Here is a 26,562-nt window from a genome sequence, read left to right as displayed (position 1 = left end):
CTCTCCATGACAGCGGTTCCGGTTGCCCGGTGATCCAGCCCGACACGTCTCGTTCACCGCGGAAGTTTACGCTCGTTCCTGTGGGCCGTTTGCCCTGATGAACGATTGGGATGGCAGAGATGCCGTTGGTGCGGGCTTGAATCGACTGGCCCGACAGTTCGAATGTGAAAGGGAGACACGTGGCGTTCCGGGTATCAGTGGACACGATGGAGACGTCCGCTGAAGCTGGAGCGGCGGAAGGCCTGAATTTTCTGGAGAGAGGTGGCAGAACCGGTGCGATGATCCGCGCCCACGATTGGGCGGCGACACCCCTCGGAAGAGCGGAAACCTGGCCGCAATCATTGCGCTCGGTCTTGTCGATCTGCCTGAACTCCAGCTTTCCGACGGCCATCTACTGGGGCCCCGAGTTACGCCTCCTCTACAACGATGCATGGGCTCCGATCCTGGCAGAACGCCACCCCTGGGCGCTCGGCCGGCCGGGCGCCGCGGTTTGGTCCGACATCTGGCCGGTCGTCGGTCCGCAATTCGAGGGCGTGATCGAGCGGGGCGAAGGGCTCGCGGTCTTCGACCAATGGCTGCCCATGATGCGTGGCGGCGTACGCCAGGACACCTACTGGGACTACAGTTTCACACCGATCCGAGGCGAGGATGGCTCGGTGGTCGGCGTGTTCAATCAGGGGCACGAGACCACCGGCCGTGTCTTGAGGGAGCGTCAGGGGAGATTTCTTCTCGACGTGAGCGATCGACTGCGAAGCATCTCAGATCCCCGTGCCGTCATCGCGGCGGCACAGGAGGCGCTCGGACTGCACCTCGACGCCAACCGCGTGGGCTACGGCGAGGTCGAGGAATCGGCTCGTTACTTCACCACGGATCGAAACTGGACGGACGGGTCCGTGCCGTCTCGCGAAGGCACCCACGATCTTGCGGGTTTCGGCCCGGATGTCCTGGCCGCGCTTCGCTCGGGGACTCCACTCGTCATACAGGATGCGGCGAACGATCCTCGGACCAACTCGCCCGAGAGCCTGGCGGCCTTCGACGCCATCGATACCCGCGCCGTCATCACGGCATCGCTCGTCAAGGACGGGCATATGCGGGCGGCCCTCTACGTCCATGCACGAGAGAGCCGCCCCTGGACGACCTACGATGCCGAACTGGTGACCGAGGTCGCGGAACGCACCTGGGGGGCGGTCGAGCGTGCGCGGGCGGAAACCGAGGCGAAGGCCTCGGAAGAACGGTTGCACGAGAGCGAGGAACGGCTTCGGCTGGCCGCCCAAGCAGCACAGATCGGGACCTGGGACCTGGACCTCGTCACCGGAACCGGGAACTGGGACGAGGCCGCCATTCGGATCAGCGGTCTTGGCGACGAGACCGGCAGCTACGATGCGTCGACATGGTTGCGCATCGTTCATCCGAGTGACCGCGAGGAAGCGGATTCCGCATTTCGGGCCTCCCTCGAAAAGGATGGGCCGGCTTACATCATCGAGTTTCGAGGTGCCGAGCCGGCGGCCGATGGTGGAACACGCTGGCTGACCTCGCACGGTGCCGTCTTGACCGATCCGGTCACGGGCGAAGCCGCCCGTGCGGTCGGAATCCTTCGCGACACCACGGCACGGCATCGCCAGGAAGAGCGCCTGCGGGAGAGTGAGGCGCGTCTGCGGACGATCACCAACGTGGTGCCCGCCTTCGTCTGGTTCGCCACGTCCGACGGGCAGCTTCACTATTTGAACGACCGATGGTTCGAGTACACGGGGCAGGCAGTCGAGGAAGCTCTCCCCGATGGATGGTCGGCCGCGCTGCATCCGGATGACGCGGAGCGCACCGCGGCGGTCTGGGCGGAGGCCCGCGCGCGCGGCACCACCTATGAGGTGGAGGTGCGCTATCGCCGGTACGACGGCGCCTACCGGTGGTATGTGTCCCGCGCCGAGCCTTTTCGAGATGCCCCCGGGTCGACGACGACGTGGTTCGGCACGTCGACCGACATTCACGACCGAAAACTCGCCGAGGCCCGGCTACGAGAGCTCAATGAAACGCTTGAGCAGCGGGTCGCCGAACGGACGTCCGACCTGACCGAGAGCCAGAGGCGCTTCCGGGGCATCTTCGACTCGGCGCTGCAGTTCATGGCGCTTCTGACGCCCGCGGGAACCGTCGTCGAAGTGAACGAGACGGCCCTGAAATGGAGTCAGATCGAGCCGTCCGACATCATCGGAACGCCTTTCTGGCTCGCTGCTCCGATGAGGGGAAATCCTCAGCTTCAGGAGGCCATCCGAGCCGGCATCAGACGCGCGGCCGGCGGCGAGATCGTGCGTGAGGAGCACGAGATGCGCGGCGCCGGCGAGGTGCGCGCGATCGTGGATTTCTCGCTCAAGCCCGTTCTTGGCGAGCGCGGCGTCGCGGCCTGGCTCGTCGCCGAGGGACGCGACATCACCGAACTGAAACGGGCTCAGGACGCCCTGCGGCAGGCCCAGAAGCTGGAGGCGGTCGGTCAACTCACCGGCGGCGTGGCTCATGACTTCAACAACCTGCTGACCATCATCCGCTCCTCGACGGATCTGCTCAGAAAGCCCGACCTCTCCGAGGAGAGGCGGCGGCGCTACGTGGAGGCGATTTCCGACACGGTGGATCGTGCCTCGAGGCTCACGGGTCAGCTCCTCGCATTCGCGCGCCGTCAGGCGCTCAAGCCAGAGGTGTTCGATGTCGCCGAGCGGCTGCGTACGGTGACCGAGATGCTTCGCACGATCGTCGGCGCGAGGATCCAGATCGAGACCGAGATCGTGTGCGGAGCCTGCTTCGTGGAAGCCGACGCGAGCCAGTTCGAGACTGCGCTCGTCAACATGGTCGTGAATGCGCGGGACGCCATGAACGGTGAAGGCAAACTGACAGTCATGGTCGAACCGATACCGGAGATCCCCGCGATACGGGGGCATGCGGGTGGACGCGGCCAGTTCGTAGCCGTCTCGATCGAAGATACGGGCTACGGTATCCCCGCCGACAACCTTGCTCTCATCTTCGAACCGTTCTTCACAACCAAGGAGCTCGGCAAGGGCACGGGGCTTGGACTCTCCCAGGTCTTCGGGTTCGCCAAGCAGTCGGGCGGTGATGTCGCGGTCGAGAGCCGGGTCGGGCAGGGCACGGTCTTCACCCTTTACCTGCCGCAGACCGACGCCGCCGGCGAGGCGAACGGCCCTCTCCTACCAGTGGCGGTCGAGCCGACGGAGAACGGGCGTGGGCGTCGCGTGCTGGTGGTCGAAGACAATGTCGAGATCGGAAAATTCTCGACACAGATCCTGCAGGACCTGGGCTACGAGACGGTCTGGGCTGCGAATGCGAACGAAGCCCTCAGAATTCTCGCCGAGGCGAACGCCTTCGATGCCGTCTTTTCGGACGTTATGATGCCGGGAAGGAGCGGCATCGAACTCGGACAGGAGATCCGGTCCCTCTATCCAGATCTGCCGGTGGTACTGACCTCCGGTTACAGTCACGTCCTTGCCGAGGAAGGTCGGCACGGCTTCGAACTGCTGCAGAAGCCCTACGCCGCCGAGGAACTCTCGCGTGTCCTCATTCGCGTCATTCGAGGACGTCGGAAGGCGACGTCAGGCGATTCGCCCAGTTGAGGCTCTTCTCGCCGGCCCACTCGCGACACATCACGAGAACCATCGAGCATTAAACATCGGCGACCGCGACCCTACCGCCTCAGTGACACGGTCCGAAGAGGATCGAGGCCAATAGGAACCGGAGGTTTGTCAAGGATGCCTCGCCGCGGCGCGGCAGCGTTCGGCACTCATCGGAAGCCGGTCGGTCGCTTCCCCCGCCCGATGCTTTCCGCTGCCCAGACGATGGCCGGACAAGACGGACCCGGAGGCCGAGCGACCGCCCGATAGCGCAGGGAGCCGGCGCCGTACCCGGTTCAGCCGGATCGGCTCTGTCCTTCGGCCTGGTCTGATTGTCCTGTCTTCGCCCCGCCATTCGGATCCGTCGCGTCCTCGCCGGCTGCGTCGGGATCGGTGCGGCCCTGCGGCGTCAGCCGCGGCGCGGCGATGTCCGCCTCATCCGCCTGGGATGTGGGCTCTCCAGCCTTGCCGTCTGGGTTCGACATGGCCGTCTCCACGGATGCGAAGCCTGGACAACGTGCATCGGCAGCCTGGGTTCTCTCGCAGGAGTCTCGAGGCGCGAAGCTCGGAGACGATCGGCACTCCCCGGTCGACATCCGTTCGAGCGTCACGCTCCCACCGTCAACGATTCGTTGGATATTCTCCCCGTTACCCACAGGCCTCGATCGGGCAGTTTGACCTCAAGGCGCAAAGCGTATGTTCTGTATTCGTTCTCATTCGAGGTTAGTCGATGTCAGCAGCCGAGGTCGCCGCCTTCACCGCTTTGACCGATGAGGACGTGGCGGTCGTCGCCTATGTCGAGGCCGCCGAAGGCGACATCGAGACGGCCCTGCGCTTTGCGGTGGAGGATCTGCTGATGGCCGAGCGACGTATCGCCCTGGCGGCCAAGCTGGTCTCGCTCGGCTATGTCAGGGGACGCCTTCCAGATAGCCGGACCTGACATGGAGCGGCTGTGCGATCTGCGTTCGCGCCGGCTCGTCATCGCCTGCTCCGTCTGCCAGCGGCGCGGCGCCTACGACATGGACCGGCTGCGCAGGCGCTTCGGAGAGCATGCGGATATCATGACCGTCTATCTGACGCTGACCCAGACCTGTCGCTGGCAACGGGAGGTGGGCAGCCGGACCCCGAACGTCTACGGGATCGGCTGCCGCGCGAAGTTCGAGCTTCACGCCAATACCGGCAGGCGCTCGCTGCCGTCGAGGACGTGAGACCTGCAATCTCAACAGCCTGAAGACGCGTTCAGCCACGCTCCGCGAGGCTGAACGCGTCGGTGCTCGCGAAGATCGCACCGGCAGCGGGCCCCGCAGGTCGACGGAACCATCTCGCGTCTCGCCTCATTATGACAGCATATTGTCATTCAGACGTGATGCTGACACATGAGCGAGAGTGACGGGTCGGCCAGCGTCAGAGATCTGGTCCTGACGGTCTTCGAGACGAACGGTCGACTGGTGGAGGCAGGCAATGCGCTCGTGCGTCCTGCAGGCCTGACCACCGCATGGTGGCAGGTGCTGGGAGCGCTGGGCTACTCGCCGACGCCGCTGCCGGTGGCGCACATCGCGCGCAACATGGGACTGACCCGTCAGGCGGTGCAGCGGGTCGTCGACCTGCTCGCCGAGCGAAACCTCGTCAGCCTTCAGCCCAACCCGCATCACCAGCGCGCCAAGTTGGTCGTGCTGACCCAAGCAGGGCGGATTGCCCTGAGCGGCGCCGAGAAGGCGGTCGCCCCCCTCGACCAGTCGATCCTCGACCGGATCGGCGCCGAGCGGCTGGCGACCGCGGTCGCGGTGCTGCGAGAGATGAACGACGTCATCGGGCACACCTTCGCGCCGGCGACGAATGTCGGCTCCCCAACGCTACCAGAGGACACGGTATGAACACGGCATCGGATCGACATGGTTTCGACGCGGACGTCTTCATCATCGGAGGTGGCCCGATCGGCCTTACGACCGCGAGCGCACTCGCCCATCACGGCGTCGACTTCCGCCTGTTCGAGGAGCGGCGAGAACCCAAACCCTATTCGCGTGCCAACAACCTCTGGGCGCGGCCGCAGGAGTTGCTCGCCAGCATCGGCATCCGCGATGCCATTGCCGAGAAATCCTACCGGATCACAGAGGTGAACACCCTGCTCAACGGACGGCCGGTCGCTCCCGTCAAGATCGCCGAGGTCCCGAGCCCGTATGGCCCGGTCCTGTACAGCGGCCAGGACGTCATCGAGACGACGTTGACCGACCAGGTCGAGGCGAAGGGCGGCAGAGTCGAGCGCGGGCGCAAGGTGATCGCCTTCGAGCAGGACGCGGATGGTGTCACCGTGACCCTCGCAACGGTGAGCGACAACGATGGCGAAGGCCCGACGGAACGCCTGCGATGTCGCTACCTGATCGGCGCCGATGGTGCCTCGGGATTCGTGCGCAGGGAACTCGGGCTCGACTTCCAGCCCGCGAAGCTGCCGGACTGCATAAACCGTCAGGTCGACGCCAAGCTAAGCTGGCGGCGCTCGATGGAGTTCGACCATCTCTGGTTCTTCTATTATCCACGCGGATTCTGTGGCGTGCTGCCTGTATGGGGCGGATATCATCGCCTGTTCTTCCTGTCGGACGATACGGGGATCCCGGAGCGCGATCCGACGCTCGAGGAGATTCAGGCCATTGCCCGCGAAGTCACCGAGGACGGGACGCTGACGCTAACCGATCCGATTTGGCTGACGCACAGCCGGTTCCAGCACGGCGTGTCTCCGCATTATGCAAAGGGACGTGTGTTCCTTGTCGGCGACGCCGGGCATTTGACGCTGCCGGCGGGCGGACAGGGAATGAATGCGGGCCTGCACGATGCCGTCGGTCTTGCGTGGAGGCTGGCGATGGTTCTGGACGGCAGGGCCGAGCCAATCATGCTCGACTCCTACGACGCGGAGCGGGGCAGCGAGCACCGTCGGCTGGACGAGCAGCAGCTGCACGGTTTCAAGAACAGCGTCTATCGCGGCTCGATCAAGGACGCGGCCATGGATATCGCTGCGCGGTTCCTGCCGGATATCGGCGCGCTGATTCAGGGTACCGCCGATCTTCAGCAACTGACCGTCTCGTATCCGGGCAGTCCGCTCAACGATGATCGTCTCGGCGGCCTGCACGATCTGGTGCAGCGCGATGCGCCGAAGGCCGGTGAACGGGCGCCCGATGCGGCTGTCATCGCATCGGACGGCACGTCGACGACACTGTTCGCGCATCTGTACAACCCCGACGGCGTGAGTTGGGGCTGGTCCTTGCTGGCGTTCGACGGTCGGCAAGCGGACCTCGTCTCGCAGCTCGGTCATGCCATCGCCGAGGTCAAGAATTGGACGTTCGTACGGCCGAGGCTCGTCCTCAGCGCCTCGCTTGCCGGATCGGTTGACGCGATGATGCTGTCCGACCTCGATGGCATCGCGCATGCCGCTTATGGGTTGGAAGGCGCAGCCCTGATCCTCGTGCGGCCGGACGGCCATATCGCGTTCCGAGGACCCATAGACAGGCCGGAGCTCCTTGGCGCCTATTGCCTCAAGGTGTTCGGCGCGGCTGGACAGTGATCTCTCGAGACGCAGAAGGAAGACCGCATGTTGATCGGGACGGCGATGCGCATTCGCGTGGCGACCATTGCGGTCGCCCTTGAGCTGGCCCTCTCGCCGACCCAGGTTGCCGCTCAACCGAACGCGGTTCCGACCGTAGGCGTTGATTCTGACGACATCGGTGGCTTCGTCAGGAGCCCGAACGGTCCAGAGGCAGGCGTTTGGGTCATCGCGGAGACGACGGACCTTCCGACGAAATACGCCAAGATCGTCGTGACGGACGATGCCGGCCGCTACCTCCTTCCGGACCTCCCTCAAGCCACCTACAGCATCTGGGCGAGGGGCTACGGTCTCGTCGACTCGCCGAAAGGGCAGAGCGCGCCGGGGCGCACGCTGGACCTGACCGCGGTCGTTGCCCCGGACGCCAGGACGGCGGCGCAGTATTATCCTGCCCTCTACTGGTATTCGATGCTGCGCATCCCCGCCGCGGACCAGTTCGGGGGCAAGAGCGACATCCCTGCGACGCTCACGCAGGTCGATTGGCTGAAGCAGGTCAAGAATATCGGCTGCATCGGCTGCCATCAGCTGGGTCAGGCATCCACGCGCACGATACCGGGCGTGTTCCTGGACGGCAGGACCCACGAGGAGGCCTGGATTCGGCGCGTCCAGTCGGGCCAGTCGGGCGAGCAGATGACGAACCAGCTCGCGGGCGTCTTCGGCGGGGCGCCCTTCAGATACTACGCCGAATGGACCGAACGGATCGCGAAGGGCGAGACACCACCGGTGCGGCCGGAACGCCCCGAAGGGCTTGAGCGCAACATCGTGGTCACCTCCTGGGAATGGCACACGGACAAGCAGTATCTCCACGACCTGATCGCGTCGGACCGGCGTCAGCCGACGGTGAACGCCTACGGTCCGCTCTTCGGCGCTCCGGAATACTCCACCGACCTGATGCCCATCCTCGATCCGAAGACACACCGGGTGACCGTCTACAAGCTTCCGGTGCGGGATCAGGACACAAAGGAGGCTTTGGGGCCCGGGCATGCCGCCGGCGCCGTGGTGCTGCAACCCTCGGCCTACTGGGGCGACGAGAAGCTCTGGAACAGCCGCGCGAACAATCACAATTCCATGTTCGACCATAAGGGTCGGCTCTGGCTCGCCGCGGGCCTGCGCGGCACCGCCAACCCGATTTTCTGCAGGGCGGGATCCGGCCACCCCTCCGCCAGGGTCTTCCCCCTGGAACGGTCGAGCCGGCAGGTGACGATGCTCGACCCGAAGGCGATGGCATACACCTTCGTCGATACGTGTTTCGGCACCCACCATCTGCAGTTCGGCTACGATGCCGACCACACGCTCTGGCCCAGCGGCACCGGCCAAGTGGCGGGTTGGATCAACACGAAGGTCTTCGAGGAGACCGGCGATGCGGCGAAGGCGCAAGGCTGGTCGCCGTTCGTCCTCGACACGAACGGTAACGGCCGACGCGACGAGCACGTGGAGCCGAACGAGGCGGTCGATCCGGCCAGGGACAAGCGGATCGTCGCTGGCTCCGGTCCCTATGCCGTCATGCCGAGCCCGGTGGACGGCTCGATCTGGTACACCGCCGGGGTCTTCGGCGGCACGCCCGCCTTGCTTCGCTTCGCCCCGGGCGCCGACCCGACCAGGACGGGGCTCACCGAAATCTACAATGTCCCCGAACCCGGCTTCGGCATCCGGGGTGGGGACATCGACAAGGATGGCGTCGTCTGGGCTTCGCTGTCCAGTGGCCATCTCGGAAGTTTCGACCGGCGCAAATGCAAAGGTCCGCTCCAAGGGCCGGCCGCGACGGGAGATCACTGCCCGGAAGGCTGGTCGTTCCACCGATATCCCGGTCCGGGTTTCGAAGGCATCGGCGAGAACAGCGCGGAGTCGAGTTACTACACCTGGGTCGATCAGCACGACACGTTTGGGCTCGGCGAGAACGTCCCGATGTCGACGGCCAACCTCATGGATGGCCTGGTGGCTTTGAAGAACGGCCAGATGATTTCGCTGCGCGTACCATACCCGTTGGGCTTCTATGCAAAAGGGTTCGACGGCCGCATCGACGATCCGAATGCCGGCTGGAAGGGACGCGGCTTGTGGACCACCAGCGGGGATAGGACGCCTTGGCTGATGGAGGGCGGCAAGGGCAGCAGACCGCGCGCGGTTCACTTCCAGATCAGACCCGATCCTCTGGCGAGGTGAGATCATGTGTGGGGTCGTGCGTTGAAATGACGGCTGAGAAGGCGAGTCTTCGTTGATGGGTCGGGATCTGTTGAGCAACGTCGGGGGATTACCCTGCGGCTACTTGCGAACGTCCCGAAAGCAATCTGCCGACATGCCGCGGTGTGATCGCAGCGGGCGAAATCTGGTCTCGGAAGGCAGTGTAAATTTGTCTGTGTAGCGTCCAGGCGGCGATTGCGGCAGATCGCAGAACCTGCTTTGGCACTGCCTTGAAAGCGAAAGCTTCGGGCCGAGCGAGCAGGCGCATCTTGGATGAAGCACCTTGTCTGTGTTTTCGTATTTCTTGCCATGGTCGGGGCGGCCCGAGCGCAACAGGCGACCAGAACTGGAACGGCGGCCCTTTACTGCCTCACGACGCCCGGCTTCTTGGTGGTCGCCCGTAACCTTCCCGACGAGGTCGGCGTCGAATTCCATGGCCGGGCTCTAGCGGGTCGTACCGAGGCGACGCCCTGCGAGTTCGCCCCGAAGGCTGGTGACCTTCGGCTCGGCGGTCCCGAGAAGCCCTACACGATCGAGGGCATGGACGGCCGCTACCTGGCGGTCACGGAGCTCATCGGTCTTGCCGGCACCCTGCACGTCTACGACCTTTCGTCCGGCAAGGCCGTCGTGAGCGAGCCGCTCACGGAAGCGAACGTGACGAAGACCGTGGGCGGCCGGGTCACTTTCACGATCCGATCCGGAACCGGTACGGCGAAGACGTGCCAGCGCCTCGCCGAGTTCACGAAGCAGGGCGGCTCCGGCGAAATCGGGGTGCCGGCGAGCGTCGACCTCAGGACCGGGACTCTGAGCCGAAGCACCCGGACCGTCTGCACCTACGCGCAATGATGGCCCGCGACGCCGCTCGCGGGGCCATGACGTCACGGCGCGCCCATGGACTGAAACTGGCCAAGTTGCTTCTGGCCAAGTTGCTTCTGGCCAAGTCGCTTCTGGCCAAGTCGCTTCTGGCCAAGTTGCTCTTGGCCACGATGCTCATGGCTGCGATCGCCGGAGCGGCGGCACAGAACGACGCACGCGCCGATCTTCGCCGTGCCTTGACCGAGATCACGACGGAGGTCCCGCTCAGGCAATCCGACTTCAAGGGGCTCTCCGCTCTCCGCGACCGTACCGAGACCCTGATGGCGGAAAGCCGCGAGCTGCGGTCCGAAAGCGCGGCCGAGCTGGAGCGCGCGCGGACCGCGCGGCTCGAAGCCGGGAAGGTCGAAGGTGCAGTCGAACGAGACGCCGCCATCCGTGCGGCCGATGCGGTCCTCGGATCCGTCGAGGCGCAGCTGCGCGAGGACGGCAAAGTCGCCGCCGAGATCGAGGACGCCTGGAACAGGATCACCGAGTCCCGCCGCGCACTCTTTTCCAAGCGTCTGTTCGCCTACAGCCTGAGCCCTCTCTCGCCGGCCTTCTGGAGCGAACTCCTCGATCGAGCCCTGCCGCAGCTCGGCGACAAGCTTGCCGATCTCGGTGCCGTCATCTCGGCGGACGAAGTCTTCGGCGATTGGGAGACGAATGTCGTTGTCGTCCTGTTCCTCCTGTCGACCGGCCTCGCGATCTTCTGGATCTCGAAACGGCTGAGCCGGGTCATGCTCGCCCGTTGGCACCGGTTCGCCGTCCGCGCCGATGTCGCCCCGCGGAGACGTGCTGCGGTCCATGCGCTGATCGACATGACGCTCACGGTGTTTTCGATCCCGCTGATCATCGTGCTCCTGATCGTCCTGAACGAAAGCGTCGATTTCACCCCCGGCAGCGCGGATTCGATCGCCTTCAGGGTGCTGGGCGCCATCGCCGGCTATCTGATCGGATCGGGGGTGCTGCGAGCCATGGTAGCCCCTGATGACCCTGCCCACCGGCTCCTCGCCGTCAGCGATCGGACTGCCTCGATCGTCGCCCGCACGGGGCGTGCGTCGATCCTGTTTTACGCGGCCGACCTCATCTTCAACGAATTCGCCATCGCGGCTCACTTTCGGGTCGTGATCAGTGAAGCCTCGACGATGGTCACGGTCACGGCCTGCTGCACGTTGCTGGCGCTGGCGCTCATCCGCTTGAGTCACGTCGAAGCTTCTGCCGACACGGAGGCGATGCCCGCCGCAACGTCCGCCATCTACTTCTCGGTGCTGACGCCGCTCGTGTGGGCGGTGGTCGTCGCCTCCCTGGCATCCGTGCTCGTCGGCTTCACCGCGCTCGGTGGTTTCCTGGTCGGCCGCCTGATCGTGACGGGTCTGCTGCTTGCCCTCGGTTGGGTGATGCTGATCTGCATCGATGCGCTGTCCATCACGCGAGACGACATCAGGCGCAGCCCCCGACTGGCGCGGCTGAGCCGAACCCTGGCGCTTCAACCGGATGCGCTGGCTCTCGGCTCCGTCATCCTGTCGGGCTTGCTGAACGTCGTCGTCGTGGCCGCGATGGTGTTCGTCGTCGTCGGTCCCTGGAACCTCGCCTACGGCGAGTTCAATCCCTTCCGGGATGCCTTCCTCGGCTACAGCCTCGCCGATGTGCGAAATCTGATCGGGTCGGCGGGTCTCGCCGCCATCACCGCAATTGCCGGCGTGGCATTGACGCGGGTCGGGACCGGATGGCTCGATCGCCAGGTCCTGCCGCAGACCCGCCTCGATGCCGGCGCGCGCTATTCGGTCATCACGGTGGTCACCTATGGTGGCCTTCTGGTCACGTTGCTCCTGGCTCTCAGCCAGCTCGGCTTGAACCCACAGAGCCTCACGGTGGTGGCGGGGGCGCTCTCCGTCGGCATCGGGTTCGGTCTTCAGAGCATCGTCTCGAACTTCGTCTCGGGACTTATCGTGCTCGCCGAACGCCCGATCCGCGTCGGCGACATCGTCTCGGTCAAGGGCGAGGAGGGCCGGGTCAAGAAGATCAGCGTACGTTCGACCTTGATCGCGACGGGCGATCGGACGGACCTCATCGTTCCGAACACGGACCTCATCACCTCCATCGTGCGAAACAAGACGCTGACCGACGTGTCGCAGCGCCTCCGCCTGTCCATGGCCTTCGAAAAGGACACCGACCTGGGGCTCGTGCGCGACATCCTGATCGCGGTCTCCGGCCGTCATCCTAACGTGGCGGCGGAACCCGGTCCGGTCCTGCTCCTCACGAAGCTCGGCGAAAGTCTGGAGGTCGAAGCGCGCGTGTTCCTCCTCGACGTCGCGCTCGGCGATGCGACCCGCAGCGAGCTGAACCTCGTCCTCCTCGAGTTCTTCCGCCGCTCCGGCATCAGGCTCGGTGCGGGCTCGGGTGCCTGAGATCGCACGGCTCGACGGGACGCGCCGCGCTTGCCTCAACCACGACGTTGATAAGCGAGATGCCGGCAGGAGCCGGAGGCTTGGCCGATCGGCAATGCGGATTGCCGTCATGGCTCGGCCTCGCCAAGAGGTCGCAGAACGGTGGCCTTGGACGCCGCGTGACACGTTCTGACCACCCGATGTCGCCGGGCGATGCGGACAATCGGAGGCATTGTCCGGGCTCGGCTGCCGGCTATCGGGCGGTACCGGACCGCTTCGCCGCTTCGGCCGACTCCATGACCGTCACCTGCTTGAAGGCAGCGAGCGGCATCGGTTTTCCGAGGTGGAAACCCTGGACGAGGTCGACCGCCTGCTCCGCGAGGAAATCGAGCTGCTCCTCGTCCTCGATGCCCTCGACGACGATCGCGTGCCCGGCATTCTTGAGCAGGCCGACCATGTCCCGGAACATCGCCGCACCCTTCGGGGCATGGCTTGCCTGAAGAAAGGATCGATCGATCTTTACGACGTCGAAGTCGATCTTCCTCAGGCAGGAGAGGCCGGCAAAACCGGTGCCGAAATCGTCGAGCCAAACTTGGACGCCGAGTTGCTTCAGTTCTCGGATGCAGCTCTCGATCTCGGGTTGGTTGTCGATTTCGAGGCCCTCGGTCACTTCAAGGGCGAGCCGGTGAGGCAGGATACCGGTCTCGCCCAGGATCGCGGCGACGCTGAGCGCGAAACCCGGCGCCTTCAGCTGCACGGCCGACATGTTGACGCTGACGACGGGAACGAGGTCGTTGCCGATGAGATCGCGGCAGGCGGTTGCGATTGCCCACCGGCCGAGCTCCATGATGGCGCCCGTCCGCTCGGCGACCGGAATGAAGGCCGCCGGTGAGATCGGTTTTCCCTTGGTGTTGGTCAGGCGCATGAGCGCCTCCGCCGCAACGATCCGCCCCGATTCGACCTCCCGGATCGGCTGATAGGCGAGCGAGATCCTGCCCTCCACCACGGCGCTCCGCAGCAGATCCGCGATGGTCCCGTCCTCGTCGACCTTCCGCGGTTCGTTTCGATCGAAGACGCGCACGCGGTTGCGGCCGCTCGCTTTCGCACCGTAGAGCGCGCGATCTGCCTCCGTGACCAGCCGTTCGACCTTGTCGCCGCCGACATCGCCGCTGAAGGCTGCGCCGACGCTGACGGTGACGAAGCCGATATGGTCGGGGCGTTGTTCGTGAACGAAGCGCAGGCTTTCCACGGCGTGCCGGACCTCCTCGGCGACGAGGCCGGCCTCATCCCTGCTCTCGCACCGGATCAGCACGATGAACTCCTCCCCGCCGAAGCGGCCGAGGGCGCAGGAATGCCGCGCGGTGGCGCGGGCCATCGCACCGGCGACGGCGACGAGGCACCGGTCGCCTTCCTGGTGGCCGTAATGATCGTTGAAGCGCTTGAAGTAATCGATGTCGATCAAGACGACGGCAAAGCCCTGACGCGACGATTGCCAGCCCTCCCACAGGGCCCGCAATTCGTCATCGGTGGCGCGGCGGTTCGCCAGTCCGGTGAGGGCATCGGTCGTGGAAAGCCGCAGAAGGGCTGCCCCGCGTTCGATAGCCTCCTTCTGCTGGATCTCAGCGTGAAGCGAATTGAGAAAGACCCGATACCGCTCCTCGTTGAGCTTCCAATTGACGAACAGCGTCAAAGCATAGCTAGAGACATAGAGGACGCTGATCGCAACAATGAATTCGAGGTTGACATTAAAAATCGTGAACAGCGATATGAGAAGGGTGGCAACGATCAATCCCGACGATAAGGCTGCCAGCTTGAATTTAAAGTTAAAATATAAGTTCGTTATCATCATGAATATTGTCCCATATGTCAAATAATATGAGACGCTTAGACTGTTTTGACTATAGCTTGAGAGCCAAATCCAAGCTGCATATCCAGAAAATACACCTATTGCGCATTGCTTATCGATGACGCTGAGATCGAAATTACGCTGCAGCTGGAAGTCGATAATCAGAACGTAAGCGATGCTGATGAAGAACCGCATGACGACGGAATAGAAATAGATGTCCTTGATCAGGATGACATCCGTGATCGAGAAGAGGATATAAAGCGCACCGGCCAGCCAGATCGTGACGCGAGCTTCCTTGCGCTGCGCCGCATCGTAACGCCGGTTATAGAGACGGCTGAGCGTCAGGCTGCGCTTCTCGTGCCAGCGCTTGCCCAGCTCGGTATCGATCAGCTCTGCAATCTGGGGCTGCATGAAATGGTCCGCGTACCGAGCTACCTAAGTCCTACCTGATTGCTAAAGGATGAAGCCGCGGCGCCAATCACAGGATATTCATCGATCAACCTTGGGCATGGGAGTCGCATAGGCTAATTTCTTGTCAGTTGCGTACGTCATGACTCTCCGCTCCTCACCATTCCTTTCGAGGCGACGACATGGAAAGCGGTGCCTATCGCTGATCTGAAACCTGACCGCGTCATTGGCAGGGTTGGCCAGGGTGGTCTGGTCTTGAGCGCGATGCCGAGCCATGCACTCGACGCTTCGTTTCAGGGCCTGCCTGCCCGTAGAGCCTGAGGAACTCTGCGAGTCCTCGCGCTCAGGGTGAGCGCCGAGAACCGGATCGCGCATGACCTCACGTCTCGGAAAGGGTGCATCGGCAGACATGGCAGTCGCCTGCCACCCCATGGAACCCCGGCCCTCGTCCCGCTAAGCTCCTCCCATGAGACTCGCCCTTCGCCGCAGGCCGGTTCCGGAGCCTGATCATATCGAGGTTCAGCACGGGGAAGCCCGGCTGCGGATCGCGTTGCGGCGGCGGGCGGAGGCGCGGCGGTTGACCCTGCGGGTCAGCAGCGCCACCGGCGAAGTCGTGATGACGCTACCGGCGCGAACCTCGCTGTCCACCGCGGAGCGCTTCGCGGCGAGCCATGGCGGTTGGATCGCGATGCGGCTCGCCAAGGTGCCCGAGCGCATCGCCTTCGAGCCGGGCGCTGTCGTCCCCTTTCGCGGCGTGCCACACCGGATCGTCCACCGCGGCTCGTGCAGCGGTGCCACCCGGGTCGAGATTTACGAGGGGGAGCCGGCGATCCTCGTTTGCTGCGACGCGCCGCACGTGGCCCGGCGGGTCCGCGATCTCCTGGAGCGCGAGGTCCGCGCCGACCTCAGGGCCGCGATCGCTTCCTACACCGCCCGCCTCGGCCAGAGTCCGCGCCGGCTCACCGTGCGCGACACCCGCAGCCGGTGGGGCTCCTGCACCGCCGCAGGCGACCTCAATTTCTCCTGGCGACTGATCCTTGCGCCGCCGCTGGTGCTCGATTACCTCGTCGCACACGAGATGGCGCATCTGCGCGAAATGAACCATTCCGACCGGTTCTGGAGCTTGCTCAACGGCCTCTGTCCGCATGTGGACGAGGCCGAGCGCTGGCTGAAGCGGCATGGCAGCGGACTGCATCGCTACGGCTGATGCGACTCTTCGAAGAGCACATGAGATTTTCCACTGCCGCATGCTCTTCGCGAAGCGCGCACGAGTGGGCAAGATTTTGACGGTTCAGGGCTTTTCAGGATCTTGCCGACTCCTGGTCGGGATGTCCGCATTTGCTCTTTGCGGAGGATCCCCGGTCTCGAAACCGGGCAGGTCGCGAAGCCCAGGATGGCCGAACGCCATGGCCTTGAACAGGCTCCCCATGCCGCGCCGGCCCGTCTCCGTCAGCCGCGCGAACGCCGCCGCCACCGCCCCCGCTTGAGCCTTGTTCCCCCCCCGCACCAGCCGTTCCGCCCGTTCGGCGAGGCCGAGGCGAAGAAGGAAATCGCGTTGTTCCACAGGGCCTTGCACCCGCGCCCCGGCGCTCTCCGCCGCCTTCGCCAGGGCGGCGAAATCGACGTGGCTGGTCAGGTCCGCCTCGCCCGGACGCGCCAGGGGATCGACGAAGCGGTGCCCCTCCACCGCCTGCAGCGTGTCGCCGAAGCCTGGATGGCGGTGGCCGTAATCGATGGCGAGGCAGACCCCGCCCTGAAGCGCCAGCCGGCCCGCCAGCCGACGCGTCAGATCGAGGGCAACTCCCGGTAAAGTCAGCAGAATTCCCACTGGCGCCTCCGCCGCGATCGTCCGATCGGGCTCTGCCGAAAGGCCGAAAACCAGCGCCTTCACCTCCGGATCGAGCCCGACCAGGCGCTCGCACCAGCCTCGCTCGGTCCGCTGGAACTGGCGGATCGGCAGCGCGTCGAAGAACTCGTTCGCGATCACGATCGCCGGCCCCTCGGGCAGGCAGGCGACTTCCTCGTGCCAGGTCGGATGATAGGCCTCAAGTCTTTGCGCTTGAAGGGCTTTCAGCACCGGGCTCGTCTCGACGAGGTGAAGCTCGAAGCTCAGACCCGGCATCACCCGCGAGATCGCCCGCAGGGCGTCGGCCATCAGTGTGCCGCGCCCCGGACCGAGCTCGACCAGGATCAGGCGCCCGGGCGTCATCGCTGCGGCGACCGAGGCGATCCATAGCCCGACGAGCTCGCCGAACATCTGGCTTATCTCCGGCGCGGTGGTGAAATCGCCAGTGACTCCAAAGGGATCGCGGTTTCGATAATAGCCGTGGATCGGGTGCCCCAGGCAGAGCGCCATGTAGCGGTCGAGCCCGATCGGCCCGTTCGCCAGGATCTCGTCACGCAGCTCGGAGAAGAGCGGCGTCACCGCGAAGCCGCATCCGCCGGAATCGCTTCGCCGCGCACCCGGGTCACGCCCCGCAGCGCCAGCACGATGGCGCCGATCCCGATCAGCGCCATCGGCACGCAGAGCAGCATCCCCATCGTGATGCCTCCGCCGAGGAACTCGAATTGCGATCCGAAAAGGTAGCCAAGTTGCTTGTCCGGCTCGCGAAAAAACTCGCAGAACGTCCGGGCGATCGCGTAGCCCAGGACGAAGATTCCGCCCTGCAGCCCGGGCCATCGAAAGCCGAAGCGGCGCACACTGAGTGCCATCGCCACGAAGAGGATCGCACCTTCGGTCGCCGCCTCGTAGAGCTGGCTCGGATGGCGCGGCAGCGGCCCGCCAAAGGGAAAGACTACGGCATAGGCGAAGTCAGGCGCGACCCGGCCCCACAATTCTCCGTTCACGAAATTGGCGATCCGGCCGAAGAACAACCCGATCGGCACGACCACAGCGGCGATGTCGAGGAGCGCGAAAGCGGGGATCTTCCGAAACCTGGCGAAGAGCACCATCGCCAAGACGGCGCCGAGGAAACCACCGTGGAACGACATCCCGCCGTTGCGGATGGCAAAAATCTCAACTGGATCAGAAAGATAGAGCGGTAGATTGTAGAACAGTACGTAGCCGATCCGCCCGCCGAGCACGACGCCGAGGGCCACCCAGACGATGAGGTCGTCGATATCATTCAGGCTTGGCCGCTTCTCGCCGCCCCAAAGGCCGGGCGTTGCGACGAGGCGGCGGGCATAGAACCAGCCGCCGAGGAGCCCGGCGATGTAGGCGAGGGCGTACCACTTTATGGTAATCGGGCCGATCGCCAGGGCGACCGGATCGATGGCCGGGAAGGGCATGGCGAGCAGCGGCGGCATCTAGCGGGGCCTCCCGAGGGGAGGGCGCATTGGACGGCGCGAGCCCGCGCCGTCAACCCTCGGCTCCCGGTCTCACGCTGCCCGGACGGTCGACAGGAACTGGCCGACCTCGGCGCGGAGCCGGTCCGACTGGCGGGAGAGATCGTCCGAGGCCTGCATCACCTGCGCCGTGGAGGCGCCGGCTTCGGCCGCGGAGCGCGCTACCTCCGCCATGTCCGAGGTCATGCCCGCCGTGCCGGCGGATGCCTGGCCCATGTTGCGTACGATCTCCTGGGTGGTCAGGCTCTGCTCTTCCACCGCCGCAGCGATGCTGGCGGTGACCATGCTCATGCTCTCGATCCGGGTCACGATGCCCTGGATCGCGCCGGCCGCACCACCGGTCGCCGCCTGGATCGCGTCGACTTGCTGGCTGATCTCGCCCGTGGCCCGGGTGGTCTGCTCAGCCAGGCTCTTCACCTCGGCGGCGACGACCGCGAAGCCGCGGCCCGCTTCGCCGGCACGCGCTGCCTCGATCGTCGCGTTGAGTGCGAGGAGGTTGGTCTGGGACGCGATCTGCGACACCATTCCGACGACATCCCCGATCCGGGTCGCAGCATTGGAGAGCTCCCGCATCGTCTCGGCAGTCCGGCTGGCCTCGTCGACGGTGGTCCGAGACATCTGCGCGGCTTGTTCGACCTGTCGGCCGATCTCCTGAACGGTAGCGCCGAGTTCCTCGGCCGCGGCGGCCACCGCATTGACGTTGCCTGCGGTCTCATGCGCGAGGCCGGCCACCGAGTTGGAGCGCTGCGCCGTGTCGTCCACGGCAGCGTTCATGGTGCCGGATGCCGCCTGGAGTCCGGCGGAGGCCTGAGAGACGCTGTCGACGATATGCCCCACGGATTGCTCGAACCGGCCCGCGAGGTCGTTGAGGAGGACGCGGCGCTCCATCTCCTGGCGCATCCGCTCCGCCTCGGTGGTCTTGAGCTGCAAGGCGGCGTCTTCAAGCGAGATGTCGCGTATCGTCACAACGGCGCGCGCGATGTCCCCGATCTCGTCGGCCCGGCGACTACCCGCCACCTCGGCGAGGGTCTGACGGCGCGCCAGGGCCTCAAGGGCTCGCTTCAAGGCGTTGAGCGGACCAACGATCGCCCGGGCGAAGAACAGGCCCGCCAACGCGGTGAGCAGGAGGATCGGAAATGCGAACATGAAGAGGGTGCGGGTCAGGCTGGAGACTGCATGCAGCGCCTCCTCCTCGGCCTGTTCCGCGACGAGGTTCCAGTGCGCACCGAGCAGCGACACCTTGGAGGCCGCCGCGATGCGGGTCGCACCGTCGGCTTCATAGGTGGTCGGCTTGGTGGCTGAGACCGCCGCCATGGACATGCCGATCTTGGCGACAGGCTGGCCTACGAGATTGCCGCCCGCCAAAGGCGGCTCGCTGCGCAGAAGCCCATCCTCGCCGATCGCCAGGATCTGCCCGGTCTTACCGAGCCCAGTCCGATCGGACAGCGCGTCATGAAACAGGGCCGGACTCAGTCGCATGACGATGAAGCCGATACGCGAGGCGTCCTGGCCGGTACCCATGGCGACATTAGCGCGTCGGAGTACGGCACGGCCGATGAAGGCTGACGGCGCGGGATCGGCGGGGTATGCTGCGAAGTCTTCGAATAGAGACGCGTTCGGGTCGCCCGCTTTCAAGCGTTCGACGAGCTTGGCGAGGCCCGTGGCTTTGTACTCGGCCTCGGTCAGCGAACGGGCGAAATCCGGTCCCTTGGTGGTGGTGTAGACGATGCGGCCGGCCTCATCCACGAACACGAGGTCTGCATAGCCCGGTCGCTCGATCAGCTTGCGGGCGGCTTCCTGCACCTTGGCATGGCGGCGACCGTACATCGTGCCGCCGCCCTCGGCCGCGATACGCTCTGCGAGCGTCGCGCCGCTTGTGAACGACTTGACGAGTTCGGCATACCCGGCCTTGCCGGGATCGAGCGCCTCGACGAGGTCGGCAAAATTTCCCGCTACCTGAGGATTTGCGGATATCGTGGCCAGGTCGCCAAGCGCGCGATTGCCGATGAGCTCGATAGTGGTCTTCTTGGCTGTCGCCGCGAATTCCAGCTTCTCGTTTGCCGCTTCGACGAGACCCTCGCGCGCCGAGTACCAGCCCACCGTACCCATCGTGGCGGCACTCAGGAGTGCAAGGCCCACGGTGATGAAGGGAAGCCGTACATTAAGGCTTGATAACAACGACATCCGGCCGGCCTTGACTGATTTGAGCTCCGCCAAACCTAATTTTTCGCTCTTAACAATTTCTCTTCCAAGTCGGAAAAGCATTGTATTCAGTTGGCCTAAGCCGCTTCTGTCGCGGCCTGCTACGTATGGCCGCTTAGTCATGCGTAAGTGATCGTACCTCTAGGTATGCGGCAACGGAATCAATACAACCAGTACGTGATGCATTGAGGTGCTATGACTTGCGCCTCATCCATAAACGGAGTCGGCAGCGTCGAGAAACATGCGGTAGGCCGGGTTGTCGGTTTCATCCGTGCAGGGATAGTCGAGATCCGCCAGCACGGCGTCGAAACGCCTCCGCTCGAGCTCCGGCACGTCGATACCGGCAAGCACCCGGCCGTAATCCGCGCCGTGGTTGCGGTAGTGGAACAGCGTGATGTCGAAACCGTCGCCCAGGCGATCGAGGAATTTCATCAAGGCACCTGGCCGCTCAGGGAACTGGAACCTGTAGATCCGCTCGTCGGCAAGGCCCGGCGCGCGGCCGCCGACCATGTAGCGGATGTGGACCTTGGCCATCTCGTTGTCGCTCATGTCTGCGACCGGGTAGCCAGCCTCCTTGAGCGACGAGAGGAGCGCGTGTTTCTCAGGCGCACCCCCGGAGAGGTTGATGCCGACGAAGATCCGGGCATCCGCCGTCGCGGCCTTGCGGTAATTAAATTCGGTGATCGCTCGCGAGCCGAGCGTTTGGATGAACGCCCGATAGGCGCCCGGCTTCTCGGGGATGGTCACCCCGAGCAGGATCTCGCGCTGCTCGCCGATCTCGGCGCGCTCGGCAATATGCCGGAGGCGGTCGAAATTAAGGTTGGCGCCGCTGGAGATCGCCACCAGCGTTCCGGTGGAATCCGGATTAAGCTCGGCATAGAGCTTGGCTCCTGCCACTGCCAGCGCCCCCGAGGGTTCAGACACCGCTCGGGTATCGTCGAACACGTCCTTCACCGCCGCGCACATCGCATCAGTGTCGACGGTGATGACGCCGTCGAGGTTCTCCCTGCAGAGACGGAAAGTCTCCGCGCCGGCCTGGCGCACGGCGACACCGTCGGCGAAGAGGCCGACGGTGGGCAGCATCACAAGTTCGCCCGCATCAAGGGCCGCCTTCATGCACGCCGCATCGTCCGGCTCGACGCCGATCACTTTCGTTTCGGGCCTCAGATACTTCACGAAGGTCGAAATTCCCGCCGCGAGCCCGCCACCGCCCACCGGAACGAAGATCGCCTCGATCGGTCCGGAGTGGTGGGTGAGGATCTCCATGCCGATCGTTCCCTGGCCGGCGATCACGTCGGGATCGTCGAAGGGATGCAGGAAGGTCAGTCCTTCTGCAGCCTCGCGCTCGCGGGCATGGCCCAGCGCCTCGTCGAAGGCGTCGCCGTGAAGCACGACCTCGGCACCCCTCGCCCGGCAGGCATCGACCTTGATCGCCGGAGTCGTGCGCGGCATCACGATGACGGCCCGGACGCCGAGCTTCTGAGCCGCCAGCGCCACGCCCTGCGCGTGGTTGCCGGCCGAGGCGCATATCACGCCGCGGGCAAGTACTTCGCGGTCGAGCCCCGACATCTTGTTGTAGGCGCCGCGCAGCTTGAACGAGAACACCGGCTGCAGGTCTTCGCGCTTGAGCAGCACAGGTCGCCCGAGGCGCTTCGACAGGCGCGGCATCGGATCGAGCGGGCTCTCGATCGCCACGTCGTAGACACGGGCGGTGAGGATCTTGCGGATGTAATCGGTCAAGGCGCGAAGGGTCCGGCGAAGGATTGAGCTTGCTTCGACATAGGCGCCATCCCGGCAAGAAGCGAGACGGGCGGCTTATCGCAGGTCAGTTCGAGAGGTACCGCGCCGCCAGCGCTCCGAACCAAATCAGGGCAACGATCGCCTGGGCGAAGAATGCGCCGGCCGAAGCGAGATCCTTTACCGTGCCGACCGCCGGGTGGTGATCCGGATGGAGATGGTCGCAAAGCTTCTCGATTGCCGTATTGAGGAACTCGGCCGAGAGCATCAAGAGAAGGCTCGTGACAAGGGCGATTCGCATCCACGCGGTCTCGCCGAGAACGAGCGACAGGGGCAGGCCGACGGTGAGAAGCACGAGTTCGAGCCGCACTGCCCGCTCGGTCCGCGCACCGTGCAGGAGGCCTCGCCAGGAGTTCAGGAAACCGAGCCAGAGAGCCTGCATTGCCGGTCAAACCCTTGTAGCGCCGCGCCCGATCCAGCGCGCCAGGATCGGGCCGGTCAGCAACACCACGAACAATCGAAGCGTCTGGACCGCCAGGACGAAGGAGATGTCGACCTTCGATCCGACCGCGATGATCGCCACCGAGTCGAGTCCACCTGGACTTGTGGCGAGAAAGGCGGTGAGAAAGTCGATGGGCAGCACATAGGTGATGCCGAAGGCCCAGCCGCCGCAGAGCGCGATCAGCCCCAGCGTCGCGATGATAATGCCGGGGAGCGCAGACACCGCTTCGCTCACCGTCTTCTTCGTGAAGCGCAGGCCCACGTAGAAACCGATGGTCGCATAGGCCGCATCGAGGAGCGGCGCCGGCAGGTCCATGCTGGCAATGCCGGTGGCGTGCAGGGCGGCGCCGAAAATCATCGGCCCGATGAGTGCGCCGCCCGGCAGCCTCAGGACGAGGGCCGCGGCGCAGCCGACGGCAGCAATGGCAAGGGTCGAGAGAACGCCCTGCACTGAGGGGCTTTGCTCGGCGAGGCTCGACGGCGTTACCGGAGCCGAGACATCGGTCAGCAATCGCGCCACCACCGAGGCCGAGACCACGACGAGGGCGACGCGAACGTATTGCATGAGGGCGACGAGGCGCGGATCGGAACCGTGATCCTCCGACATCGCCACCATTGCGGCGGCGCCTCCCGGAGAGGACCCCCATGCGGCTGTGGCGCCTGGAAGGACCCGCAGGCGGGTCAGCACCCACCCGACGATGGCACCCGCGACCACCGTGACCAGAACCACCGCCAGGATGAGAAAGCCGTCACTCGTCAGCGTGCCGACGATGTCAGCGGTGACCGATTTCGCCACGAGACAGCCGATGAGGGCCTGGGCCACCAGGAAGCCGGCGCGCGGAATGCGCAGGTGTGCGCCTCCGACACCAAAGCAGATCGCGACCAGCATCGGACCGAGCAGCAGCGCAGCCGGAAAATGCGCAAGCGTGAGGCCGTACGAGAGTGCGGCGGAGGCGGCGAAGAGGCCCGCCCAGGTGGCGAGGCCGGAGTTGAGGAAGGAGGCCTGAGGCACCGGGCGCGATCACGATCAGGATGAGCGGCCGAGGTCCCGCTTCGCGCGGCGCTACACTGGTTCGGCTATGCTGTCACGACGGCCGGCTTTCAATCGCGCGGCGCTATCGTCGCGGCAGGCGGAGGTGCTCTCTGGGGCGTGGGTCCGGAAGAAGGCGGCCAGGTGCGAGAGGCCGGCGGCGCGCGGATCGCTCGATCTCCATGCCAGCGCGATGGTGCGGCCGGGGCCGTCGACGTCGAAGCTGCGGGTCACCGTGAGTCCGCTCGGATCAGGCCCCGACGGGACGGCCATGGCAGGCAAAAGGGTATAGCCGGCGCCTGCCGCCACCATGGATCTAAGCGTCTCGAGGCTGGTGGCGTGGCGGCCCGCGGCATTGCCCGCGCCGCAGGCCGCCACGGTCTGGTCGCGCAGGCAGTTTCCTTCGTCCAGGAGGAGAAGGTCGGGGCCGGCTACGTCGGTGGCGCGGAGTGCGCCGCCGCCGGCGAGAAGGTGGTCGGCCGGGCAGGTGAGCAGAAAGGGTTCGATGAAGAGCGGCGAGACCGTCAGTCCGGAGGCCGGAAGCGGCAGTGAGACGAGGGCGGCATCGATGCGCCCGTCGCGAAGACCCTCCAGGATCTCCGCCGTCCGGGCCTCGGTCAGAGCCAGTGACAGCAGCGGGAACTCCTGGCGCAGACTACGGAGAATAAGGGGGAAGAAATACGGTCCAAGCGTCTGGATCGCCGCCAGAACGAGCCGGCCGGTGAGGGGCGCGCCGCGGCCTTCGCTGGCCAGGACCAGAAGGCGCTGCGCCTCGGCCAGTACGGTGCGGGCTTGCCTGACGATCGCTTGACCCGCCGGCGTCGTCATGACCCGGCGATTGCCCCGCTCGAAAAGGGTTAGGCCGAGGCCCTCCTCCAATTTGCGGACCTGGACGCTCAAGGTCGGCTGGCTGACATTGCAGCGCTCGGCTGCCCTGCCGAAATGATGCTCCTCGGCAAGGGCCACGACATATTCGAGATCACGGAGTGAAAGGCCGGCCAAGTTCATAGGTTTTATCTATCACATTCTTTGCAACGATGCATTGGATTTAACCGACAAATGGGGCCATAACGCTCGCCAGAACGGTTCCAGGCTTGGTTCCGTAACATTCCGTTCAGGAGAGTGTGCCGCATGAGCGATCAACGTCCGATCTTGACCACACGCCAAGGCCATCCGGTCCGCGACAACCAGAGCACCCGCACTGTGGGCGAGCGCGGTCCTGCGACCCTCGAGAATTACCAACTGATCGAGAAGATCACGCATTTCGACCGCGAGCGGATCCCGGAGCGCGTTGTGCATGCTCGCGGCGCCGGCGCCCATGGCTACTTCGAAGCCTACGGCAAGATCGGAGACGAGCCCGCCTCCAAGTATACCCGCGCCCGCGTTCTTACCGAGGCCGGTGTGAAGACCCCGACCTTCGTGCGCTTTTCCACGGTGGCCGGCGCCAAGGAGAGCCCTGAGACCGAGCGCGACCCTCGCGGCTTCGCGATCAAGTTCAAGACCGTCGACGGCAACTGGGACCTTGTTGGCAACAACCTGAAGGTCTTCTTCATCCGCGACGCGATCAAGTTCCCCGACATGATCCATGCCTTCAAGCCCGACCCGGTGACGAACCGGCAAGAGGCGTGGCGCTTCTTCGACTTCGTGGCCCAGCACCCCGAATCGATCCACATGGTCACTCACCTGAAGTCGCCTTGGGGCATCCCGGCCAATTACCGGGAGATGGAGGGCTCGGGCGTCAACACCTACAAGCTCGTCAACGACAAGGGCGAGGCGGTTCTCTGCAAGTTCCACTTCGAGCCCAAGCTCGGCGTGCGCAACCTGACCTCGGCGCAGGCCTCCGAGATCCAGGCCAAGGATGTCGGCCACGCGACGCGCGACCTCTATGACAACATCTCGGCCGGCAACTTCCCCGAGTGGGAATTCTGCGTCCAGATCATGCCCGACGGCCCGAACGATCACCTCTCGTTCGATCCGCTCGACGACACCAAGCTGTGGCCGGTCGAGGACTTCCCGCTCCTGCCGGTGGGCCGCCTGGTGCTCGACCGCGTGCCCGACAACTTCTTCGCGGAAGTCGAGCAGTCGGCCTTCGGCACGGGCGTGCTCGTCGACGGCATCGACTTCTCCGACGACAAGATGCTCCAGGGCCGGACGCTGTCCTACTCGGACACGCAGCGCTATCGCGTCGGCGCCAACTACCTGCAGCTTCCGATCAACGCGCCGCAGCCCGGCGTGAGGGTCTACTCGAACCAGCGCGACGGCCAGATGACCTATTCGGTCGATGGCACGGGCCCGAACCGGCACATCAACTACGAGCCGAGCACCCTGGCTCAGGGTCTGCGCGAGGCCGACAAGCCCGCCCACGAGTACCATCAGCCGGTGGAGGGCAAGCTCGGCCGCTACCAGACCTCGCGGACCGAGGACGATTACACTCAGGCCGGCGTACGCTACCGTTCGTTCCAGGATTGGGAGCGCGACGAACTCATCAGCAACCTTGTTGGCGACATGAAGCAGTGCCCCGAGCCGATCCAGCTTCGGATGGTCTGGCATTTTCTCCACGCGGACGAGGATTACGGCCGCCGCGTCGCCGAGGGTGCCGGTATCGATCTCGAGAAGGCTCGTGCCCTGCCGCCGCTTCCGGGCCGCGCCGCCCCGCACAAGCGTCTCGGCGCGGAGACCTATAGCGACGGCAGCCAAGCTCACCGGGTCGCTGCCGAGTAAGCATTGAGGCTCCGAAAGAAGTTTAGCCCCGCACGGCCGATGAGGCCGTGCGGGTTTTTTGTTGGCGGATCGCTACAAACCCTGGAGGCGGTCGGACTGGCGAATTTCTGTTGAAGCCCATAGAGGGGCGTTGGACGGATACAGGTGAGTCA

At 65.1% G+C, this 26,562-nt stretch carries 20 protein-coding genes; 11 read left to right on the top strand and 9 right to left on the bottom strand.

Annotation, left to right across the window (positions count from 1 at the left end; all coding sequences use genetic code 11):
* Window positions 1-278 precede the first annotated feature (278 nt).
* Window positions 279-3,611, top strand: coding sequence for a PAS domain S-box protein (locus K2Y56_RS04695; RefSeq protein WP_292505620.1), 3,333 nt, complete (start codon window positions 279-281; stop codon window positions 3,609-3,611).
* Between the two features lie 293 nt (window positions 3,612-3,904).
* On the opposite strand, the gene K2Y56_RS04690 is transcribed toward K2Y56_RS04695, so the two are convergent.
* Window positions 3,905-4,093 carry a hypothetical protein gene (locus tag K2Y56_RS04690; RefSeq protein WP_292505618.1) on the bottom strand — a complete coding sequence of 63 codons (189 nt, stop codon included), beginning with the start codon at window positions 4,091-4,093 and terminating at the stop codon, window positions 3,905-3,907.
* A gap of 245 nt (window positions 4,094-4,338) precedes the next feature.
* Here K2Y56_RS04690 and K2Y56_RS04685 point away from each other — a divergent pair, with 245 nt between their 5' ends.
* The 7 genes from K2Y56_RS04685 to K2Y56_RS04655 all read left to right on the top strand — a co-directional run bounded on the left by K2Y56_RS04685 (window position 4,339) and on the right by K2Y56_RS04655 (window position 12,641).
* On the top strand, window positions 4,339-4,548 hold the full coding sequence (locus K2Y56_RS04685; protein ID WP_292505617.1) for a hypothetical protein: 210 nt from the start codon (window positions 4,339-4,341) through the stop codon (window positions 4,546-4,548).
* A gap of 1 nt (window position 4,549) precedes the next feature.
* Window positions 4,550-4,816: a hypothetical protein gene (locus K2Y56_RS04680; protein ID WP_292505615.1), complete on the top strand. Its 267-nt coding sequence runs from the start codon at window positions 4,550-4,552 to the stop codon at window positions 4,814-4,816.
* 168 nt (window positions 4,817-4,984) lie between these two features.
* Entirely contained in the window at window positions 4,985-5,482 is a 498-nt protein-coding gene (locus tag K2Y56_RS04675) for a MarR family transcriptional regulator (protein WP_292505612.1), read from the top strand.
* Window positions 5,479-7,161, top strand: a complete 1,683-nt coding sequence (locus K2Y56_RS04670) for an FAD-dependent monooxygenase (RefSeq protein WP_292505610.1) — start codon at window positions 5,479-5,481, stop codon at window positions 7,159-7,161. The genes K2Y56_RS04675 and K2Y56_RS04670 overlap by 4 nt, the downstream gene beginning before the upstream one ends.
* 27 nt (window positions 7,162-7,188) lie before the next feature.
* On the top strand, window positions 7,189-9,360 hold the full coding sequence (locus K2Y56_RS04665) for a carboxypeptidase regulatory-like domain-containing protein (protein WP_292505608.1): 2,172 nt from the start codon (window positions 7,189-7,191) through the stop codon (window positions 9,358-9,360).
* Between the two features lie 291 nt (window positions 9,361-9,651).
* Complete coding sequence (locus tag K2Y56_RS04660) at window positions 9,652-10,224, top strand: hypothetical protein (protein WP_292505606.1); 573 nt, start codon at window positions 9,652-9,654, stop codon at window positions 10,222-10,224.
* A gap of 26 nt (window positions 10,225-10,250) precedes the next feature.
* Window positions 10,251-12,641 (top strand): DUF3772 domain-containing protein, encoded by a 2,391-nt coding sequence (locus K2Y56_RS04655; RefSeq protein ID WP_292505604.1) that lies wholly within the window; start codon window positions 10,251-10,253, stop codon window positions 12,639-12,641.
* Between the two features lie 232 nt (window positions 12,642-12,873).
* On the opposite strand, the gene K2Y56_RS04650 is transcribed toward K2Y56_RS04655, so the two are convergent.
* Window positions 12,874-14,469, bottom strand: coding sequence for a GGDEF and EAL domain-containing protein (locus K2Y56_RS04650; RefSeq protein WP_292505603.1), 1,596 nt, complete (start codon window positions 14,467-14,469; stop codon window positions 12,874-12,876).
* A 105-nt stretch (window positions 14,470-14,574) separates the two neighbouring features.
* Between K2Y56_RS04650 and K2Y56_RS04645 the strand changes: the two genes are divergently transcribed.
* On the top strand, window positions 14,575-14,916 hold the full coding sequence (locus K2Y56_RS04645; protein WP_292505601.1) for a hypothetical protein: 342 nt from the start codon (window positions 14,575-14,577) through the stop codon (window positions 14,914-14,916).
* A gap of 424 nt (window positions 14,917-15,340) precedes the next feature.
* Complete coding sequence (locus K2Y56_RS04640) at window positions 15,341-16,081, top strand: SprT family zinc-dependent metalloprotease (RefSeq protein ID WP_292505598.1); 741 nt, start codon at window positions 15,341-15,343, stop codon at window positions 16,079-16,081.
* A gap of 84 nt (window positions 16,082-16,165) precedes the next feature.
* Here K2Y56_RS04640 and K2Y56_RS04635 read toward each other — a convergent pair whose 3' ends face one another.
* The 7 genes from K2Y56_RS04635 to K2Y56_RS04605 form a co-directional block, all read right to left on the bottom strand.
* Entirely contained in the window at window positions 16,166-17,299 is a 1,134-nt protein-coding gene (locus K2Y56_RS04635; RefSeq protein WP_292505597.1) for an SAM-dependent methyltransferase, read from the bottom strand.
* Window positions 17,296-18,180 (bottom strand): prolipoprotein diacylglyceryl transferase, encoded by an 885-nt coding sequence (gene lgt / locus K2Y56_RS04630; protein ID WP_292505596.1) that lies wholly within the window; start codon window positions 18,178-18,180, stop codon window positions 17,296-17,298. Before lgt ends, K2Y56_RS04635 begins: the two co-directional genes overlap by 4 nt.
* Before the next feature lie 72 nt (window positions 18,181-18,252).
* Window positions 18,253-20,403, bottom strand: a complete 2,151-nt coding sequence (locus K2Y56_RS04625) for a methyl-accepting chemotaxis protein (RefSeq protein WP_292505594.1) — start codon at window positions 20,401-20,403, stop codon at window positions 18,253-18,255.
* Window positions 20,404-20,628: 225 nt separating this feature from the next.
* Window positions 20,629-22,185 (bottom strand): threonine ammonia-lyase, biosynthetic, encoded by a 1,557-nt coding sequence (ilvA, locus tag K2Y56_RS04620; protein WP_292505705.1) that lies wholly within the window; start codon window positions 22,183-22,185, stop codon window positions 20,629-20,631.
* 61 nt (window positions 22,186-22,246) lie between these two features.
* On the bottom strand, window positions 22,247-22,600 hold the full coding sequence (locus tag K2Y56_RS04615) for a diacylglycerol kinase (RefSeq protein ID WP_292505593.1): 354 nt from the start codon (window positions 22,598-22,600) through the stop codon (window positions 22,247-22,249).
* Between the two features lie 6 nt (window positions 22,601-22,606).
* Window positions 22,607-23,671 carry an AbrB family transcriptional regulator gene (locus K2Y56_RS04610; RefSeq protein WP_292505592.1) on the bottom strand — a complete coding sequence of 355 codons (1,065 nt, stop codon included), beginning with the start codon at window positions 23,669-23,671 and terminating at the stop codon, window positions 22,607-22,609.
* A gap of 51 nt (window positions 23,672-23,722) precedes the next feature.
* Window positions 23,723-24,697 (bottom strand): LysR substrate-binding domain-containing protein, encoded by a 975-nt coding sequence (locus K2Y56_RS04605; RefSeq protein ID WP_292505590.1) that lies wholly within the window; start codon window positions 24,695-24,697, stop codon window positions 23,723-23,725.
* 123 nt (window positions 24,698-24,820) lie between these two features.
* On the opposite strand from K2Y56_RS04605, the gene K2Y56_RS04600 reads away from it, so the two are divergent.
* Window positions 24,821-26,410, top strand: a complete 1,590-nt coding sequence (locus K2Y56_RS04600) for a catalase (RefSeq protein WP_292505589.1) — start codon at window positions 24,821-24,823, stop codon at window positions 26,408-26,410.
* Window positions 26,411-26,562: the final 152 nt, after the last annotated feature.

Source organism: Methylobacterium sp. (genome assembly GCF_019745455.1).
GTDB lineage: Bacteria > Pseudomonadota > Alphaproteobacteria > Rhizobiales > Beijerinckiaceae > Methylobacterium.
Note: the sequence above shows the minus strand (reverse complement) of the source record. Positions and strands in the feature narration are given on the sequence as shown.